The 3497-nt window shown below is 68.3% G+C and carries 6 protein-coding genes and 1 pseudogene; 2 read left to right on the forward strand and 5 right to left on the reverse strand.

All coding sequences use genetic code 11. The annotated features are described in order from the left end of the window. Nucleotides 1-303: 303 nt before the first annotated feature. A complete protein-coding gene (locus ASJ79_RS21035) occupies nt 304-867 on the forward strand; it encodes a dihydrofolate reductase family protein (protein WP_067959451.1) in 564 nt (187 codons plus the stop codon). A 12-nt stretch (nt 868-879) separates the two neighbouring features. Here the strand turns inward: ASJ79_RS21035 and ASJ79_RS21040 are convergent, their stop codons facing one another. The 3 genes from ASJ79_RS21040 to ASJ79_RS21050 form a co-directional block, all read right to left on the reverse strand. Beyond that, nucleotides 880-1482, reverse strand: a complete 603-nt coding sequence (locus ASJ79_RS21040) for a class I SAM-dependent methyltransferase (protein ID WP_067959454.1) — start codon at nt 1480-1482, stop codon at nt 880-882. Nucleotides 1483-1591: 109 nt separating this feature from the next. Beyond that, nucleotides 1592-2086, reverse strand: a complete 495-nt coding sequence (locus ASJ79_RS21045) for a nitroreductase/quinone reductase family protein (protein WP_067959457.1) — start codon at nt 2084-2086, stop codon at nt 1592-1594. Nucleotides 2087-2126: 40 nt separating this feature from the next. Then, nucleotides 2127-2354 carry a hypothetical protein gene (locus tag ASJ79_RS21050; protein WP_067959461.1) on the reverse strand — a complete coding sequence of 76 codons (228 nt, stop codon included), beginning with the start codon at nt 2352-2354 and terminating at the stop codon, nt 2127-2129. Between the two features lie 176 nt (nt 2355-2530). Between ASJ79_RS21050 and ASJ79_RS21055 the strand changes: the two genes are divergently transcribed. Next, the gene (locus ASJ79_RS21055) at nt 2531-3031 is read left to right on the forward strand and encodes a hypothetical protein (protein WP_067959463.1); all 501 of its coding nucleotides are present in this window, start codon (nt 2531-2533) and stop codon (nt 3029-3031) included. On the opposite strand, the gene ASJ79_RS31350 is transcribed toward ASJ79_RS21055, so the two are convergent. Both ASJ79_RS31350 and ASJ79_RS32565 read right to left on the reverse strand, forming a co-directional pair. Beyond that, a complete protein-coding gene (locus ASJ79_RS31350) occupies nt 3028-3246 on the reverse strand; it encodes a hypothetical protein (protein WP_082753971.1) in 219 nt (72 codons plus the stop codon). The two genes, ASJ79_RS21055 and ASJ79_RS31350, sit on opposite strands and share 4 nt — an antisense overlap. 124 nt (nt 3247-3370) lie before the next feature. After that, nucleotides 3371-3460, reverse strand: a pseudogene (locus tag ASJ79_RS32565) (FAD-dependent oxidoreductase); the annotation flags it as partial. Nucleotides 3461-3497 lie beyond the last annotated feature (37 nt).

Below are 3497 nucleotides of genomic sequence, written 5' to 3' on the forward strand. Positions count from 1 at the left end.
GCAAGGTGAAGGTCAACTTCGCGAAGGGGTCGTCGGTGCGCGATCCGCACAAACTGTTCAACGCGAGCCTGCAGGCCCCCGTCGGGCGTTCCATCGATCTGCGCGAAGACGACGAGCTGGAGGCCGATGCGTTCAAGGAGTTGATCCACGAGGCGGTCAGGGTCAACCGCAGCAAGTGAAGAACTGATCCGACAGAATCCTGCGGGCGTACGGTTTTTGACAGAAAACCGTTGGTCCGCGTCAGAATCCGTACGTTCGGCGTTCGTCACCCGGCGCCCCAACCCCTGAGGAGTTCAGAACGCGATGGGAACCCTGAGTTACGCCGCGACCGTGTCCCTCGACGGCTACGTCGCCGACGCCGACGGCGATTTCCAGTGGTCGGCCCCCGGGGATCCGGTGTTCGCCTTCCATGTCGACCGCATGGCCGAAGTGTCGACCGAGGTGCTGGGGCGGAAGACCTATGTGCTGATGCAGTACTGGGAGACCGATCCCGTCGACGAGGACTGGACACCGGCCGAGAAGGAGTTCGCCCGGCGCTGGCGGGCCATCGACAAGGTGGTGGTGTCGTCGACCCTGACCGACGATCAGCTCGGGTCGGACCGCGCCCGCCTGATACCCGGCCTGAGCCTGACCGAGTTGCAGCGGATCGTGGGCGATGCGACGGGCACCGTCGAGATCTTCGGGCCCACTGTCGCGGCCGCGGCGATCCGGGCGGGACTGGTCGAGGAGTTCCGGTTCTTCGTGGTTCCGAAGATGGTGGGCGGCGGGTTGCGCGCACTGCCCGACGACGTCCATCTCGACCTGCGTCTCGTCGAGCACAGAATCTTCGACGACGGCACCGCCCTTCTGCACTATTCGCCTCGCTGAGACCGGTGCCGATCAACCGGCGCGCGCGGCGATCGCGGCGTAGGGGCGCGCCTGGTCCGTGCCGGCGCGCCGCACCCGCTCGACCTCGGCGAAGCCCGCCGCCGCCAGCATCCGGGACATGTCGTCGACGGGCCGGCGGTAGGCCGCGGTCACCTTGTGGTCGAAGCGCTCGACCGCCTCGCCGTCGAAGAAGCCCACCACCAGCATTCCGCCCGGCACCGTCATCCGGTGGAACTCGGCGAGAACATGCGCCAGTTCTGTTGTGTCGCAATGTATCAACGAGAACCAGGCCATAACCCCGCCGAGCGCGCCGTCCGGGAGGGCGAGGTTGTGCAGCGATCCGACCGCGAAGTCGAGGTCCGGGCGGCGCGCGCGGGCGCAGGCGACGAACTCCGGCACCAGGTCGACACCGGCCGCGGCCAGACCGAGGTCGGCCAGAAAGGACGTGAGATGACCGGGCCCGCAACCGGCGTCGAGGACGGTACCCGCGCACTCAGCCAGGTTGCGCCGGAGAAACGCGAGGTCTTCGGCAGCCACGCGGTCGACTTCGCCGAACATCCGGATGTAGACGTCGGCCACCTCGGAGTAACGGTGCCTGACGACGGCTTCGGTCATCGCCGCACAGTCTAAGGGGACGCTGATCCGTCCGGTCGTATCCTGAGCTGGTCTGTCCGCGACAGGAGGGGGCGGCACGAGTCCGCAACGCTTTACGGGTCGGCGGGTCCTACCGGGGAGTCAACCGGAAGATCGGGATCTGACGCCCGGTATCGGCCGTCATCTCCCGGTAGTCGGCGTACCCGGCATACACCCGCTCGGCCAGTTCGTAGAGCCGGCGGTATTCGTCCGGGTCGGTGACCTGCTGCGCGGTGAACCGTTCCTGACCGAACTCGCAGTCCGGATGGGCCTTCAGGTTGTGGTACCACTGCGGGTGCGTGCTGCCGCCGAAGTTCGACGCGATCAGGATGACGTCGGATCCGTCGTGGAAGTAGGTCAGCTGAACGACGCGCGGCTTGCCCGATTTGGCGCCGACGGTGCGTAGCGGCGCGTTGACGATCGGCCCCATGTTCACCCGTCCGCCGGTCAGGCGGAACAACAGGGGATCGGTGCGACGGGCGATGTGGCGGGCCATGAACTGGCCGATCCTGGACCGACCGAACCGGACACCCTGGTCGTAGCCGGGACCGCGTCTGCGGTGGGGGTCGACGTAGCGCAGCGGCATCCACGCAACCTACCCGCCGCCTGCGCTCAACCGGCGGGCTTCACCGGCCGGGCAGCCAGGAAAGTCGCCGGCCCGGCCGCCGTCGACGTACAGCGCGCTCGAGCCGGCCGACGGCCAGCAACGCGACAAGACCGGCCGCCTGCCTCACCAGCGCGGCCCGGCCGGTGCGTTGCCGCCACGTCCGGGTCCGCCGCCCGGCGCGTAGACCGAGTCGGTAGCCGATGCACAGTGCCGCGATCAACGACGTGGTCAGCGCCAGCACGGTCATGGGTCCGAGCCTGCACGGTCGCGATTGCGCGGAGATCACGGCGGCGCGTCCATTCGGGACGGCCGGCGGACGGGGGTGGACAGAGGTCCGCTCGTGCAACCCGGCAAACCCGATCGGCGCACGTTAACGTAATGTACCGCTACGGCTGGAGGCGACGGCTACGCGAGGTGCATGGGATGACGGACGTTCTGGGTGGTTCTGACGACGACGAGTCAGCCGGCGAGAACCATCCCGAAGTTCGGTACCTCCATTCGAAGCCGCCGGCACCGAAGATCTACGGATACAACGAGCTGCTGTCCCGCCTCGTCGGCTACCACCTGCAGTCGGTCCAGTTCTTCCCCCGCTACCTGCAGCTGGCCTTCGAATCCGCCGAGGCGCCCGACACTCCGGTGCTGACGTGCGAGGTGTTGCCCGTGGTCGACACCCCGGGCGGTCCGGTCACCAGTCGCCAGCCCGGCTACGCCGACACGTTGCGGTCGCTGATCGGCGAGCCGGTCGTCGAGACCGTCGAGGCGTCCCGTGAAGGTCTCCGGATCTGTTTCGCCCAGGCGGCCGTCACTGTCCGGCCCTCCGTCGCCGAGCTGCGCGGCCCGGTCATCGCGATGCTGTCCGACTTCAACGACGGCAGCTCGGTGAGCTGGCGACCGGGCGGCAGCGCCTTCGAATATCTGGGTTAGCCCTCGTCCGCGCGGTACTCGATGACCGGATCGCGGCTCTGCAGGGATTCGCCGGAGATCACCACCAGCTCGGTCGGGGACAGGCGGTACGTGGTGCCCCCGTTGCGTGCCTCGAAGCCGACGGCCATCGGCCGCACATCGTCGAGCTGCAGCGCTGCGCCGTCGCGCAGGCGGATCCCCTGATACTCGTACGACCCGTCGGTGTCCTCGCACACGACGACGGCGGCACGCTCGGTGCGGGCGATCGCCGCGGCGCGCTGACCGGTGTCACAACGGGCCGTGGTGTCGACGAACCCGAGTGAATCGATCGCGAGGGCCGCAGCGGGCTCCGCCGCCGGACTGGGCGCGGGCCGCGTAGATCGCAGCGGTGTACCCGGCCGGGCCGGACCCGATGATGATGACGTCGTGGACGGTCTCTGAGGAGGTCATGCGTCCCTTTCTGCCTGCGGCGAGAGTTCTCAAGAAC

Origin of the sequence: Mycobacterium sp. NAZ190054 (genome assembly GCF_001545925.1) — a bacterium.
Classification (GTDB): Bacteria; Actinomycetota; Actinomycetes; order Mycobacteriales; family Mycobacteriaceae; genus Mycobacterium.

What these genes read in the sequence shown, in the direction of transcription:
- ASJ79_RS21035 (WP_067959451.1), top strand. Translation starts at nt 304, where the DNA reads ATGGGAACCCTGAGTTACGCCGCGACCGTGTCCCTCGACGGCTACGTC.
- ASJ79_RS21055 (WP_067959463.1), top strand. Translation starts at nt 2,531, where the DNA reads ATGACGGACGTTCTGGGTGGTTCTGACGACGACGAGTCAGCCGGCGAG.
- ASJ79_RS21040 (WP_067959454.1), bottom strand. Translation starts at nt 1,482, where the DNA reads ATGACCGAAGCCGTCGTCAGGCACCGTTACTCCGAGGTGGCCGACGTC.
- ASJ79_RS21050 (WP_067959461.1), bottom strand. Translation starts at nt 2,354, where the DNA reads ATGACCGTGCTGGCGCTGACCACGTCGTTGATCGCGGCACTGTGCATC.
- ASJ79_RS21045 (WP_067959457.1), bottom strand. Translation starts at nt 2,086, where the DNA reads ATGCCGCTGCGCTACGTCGACCCCCACCGCAGACGCGGTCCCGGCTAC.